Below are 1,475 nucleotides of genomic sequence, written 5' to 3' on the forward strand. Positions count from 1 at the left end.
TGTCAAACGTCTGTGATAATGTCACCTTAACTCGTCTGATAAAATGTCACTTTTAAGTGGTGCCGAGGCTCACCAGAGAGCCTCGGCAAAGCTGTTGTGCTGAGAATACAGAGCGTCTTGGAAATCGCTCTTGCTTGTGGTACGCTTGATACGGTTTTGTTGCACCGTGGTTTTCCACGGATGCGCTTGGGCGGGTTTGCGTGGCTGCGCAGAACTCGCCTTTTTCGTTTCCTGCTTGGGCTTACGGATCGGCTTCTCGATTTCTGTGAGCTTAATGGCCGTATCGTCGTGCCACACAATGACTTCTCCCGAAAGCGTCTGACGCACCTCTACGACCGTCTTGGCATCGAGGCGATAAGAAGTAGGTTTAGCGAAGGTGTAGGTTTTGTTGGCATAGGATAGCGTGTTTCCTTGCCCAAGCGTTCGCCGTTCACGAGTCGTAAATACATAATCCAAACGAATGGAAGAATCCAGCTTCATATAGGCATTTTCGAAGCTTTTCGGCTCCACAGCGAACTTGCGGTTATGCTTGCGCAAGAGCGCCGGTAACACCTCGTTGGCCGCCTCAATCGTGTTGATACCGAGTAGTCTTAGTTCGATGACCAAGCGGTCTTGGAGCGTGCCCCAGAGCCGCTCAATGCGTCCCTTCGCCTGCGGGGTCATCGCCTTGATGTGCGTGATATAAAGTTCCTCCATGGCCTTGCCGAAATCGGACAGCGGCTTCGTATCGCCGGTCAGTTCCTGCTCGACCGTCAATTTCTCATTCGGCGATCTGAAGATCGTATGCCGGTCGCTGTAGAGCCCCAGAGGGATCCCGTATTGCTGAATTCCCTGCTGCATGACAATCGAGTAGCCCTCGCGGCATTCAGTCGGTCTGAAGACGGCGCCGACAACGATACCTGTCGCATCGTCAATAGCCGCATGAAGAGTGAAGGCGGGGGCGCGATCTTCGAGCCACGCATAGGGCGTGGCGTCGATCTGCCAGAGCGCACCGGCCTGAGAACGACGTTCTCGCGGCTGATGTGCCTTTTTACGGCGGCGCTGCTTGGCCTGCTTCATGCCCTTGTCCAATAAGATCCGGCGTACGCTGGAAGGGCTTAGCTCCAGGGCGTCACGCTCGGTGAGTAGCTCTGCAAAGTGGCAGTTGTTGCTTCCGGCATAATGCTGACTGTAAAGTGCTGCTACGCGTTCTTTCGTCTCATCCGAAAGCGCATGAGCAGGCTTCCTGCCGCGATTGCCATGAACAAGTGCCGTTGCGCCCCCCTCCGTCAAATACTTCTTTTTCAACCGAATGATCTGTCTGCACGATAATCCGAGTACTGCTGCTCCTTCCTCATTCGTTATATGCCCACCAATGATTTTCTCCACCACGACAACCTTCTTCAGTTCTGCTCTGCTCAATGTCAATGTCTCCTGTCCCATGGTGACATTATCTCAGAACAGTTACAGGGTGACATTATCACAGCACAACGACA

General features: G+C 53.4%; 1 protein-coding gene. It reads right to left on the reverse strand.

Annotation, left to right across the window (positions count from 1 at the left end; all coding sequences use genetic code 11):
* Positions 1-69: 69 nt before the first annotated feature.
* Entirely contained in the window at positions 70-1,401 is a 1,332-nt protein-coding gene (locus H7B90_RS28415; protein WP_185139281.1) for an ISNCY family transposase, read from the reverse strand.
* Positions 1,402-1,475: the final 74 nt, after the last annotated feature.

Source organism: Cohnella xylanilytica, from assembly GCF_014212175.1.
Taxonomy (GTDB): Bacteria; Bacillota; Bacilli; order Paenibacillales; family Paenibacillaceae; genus Cohnella; species Cohnella xylanilytica.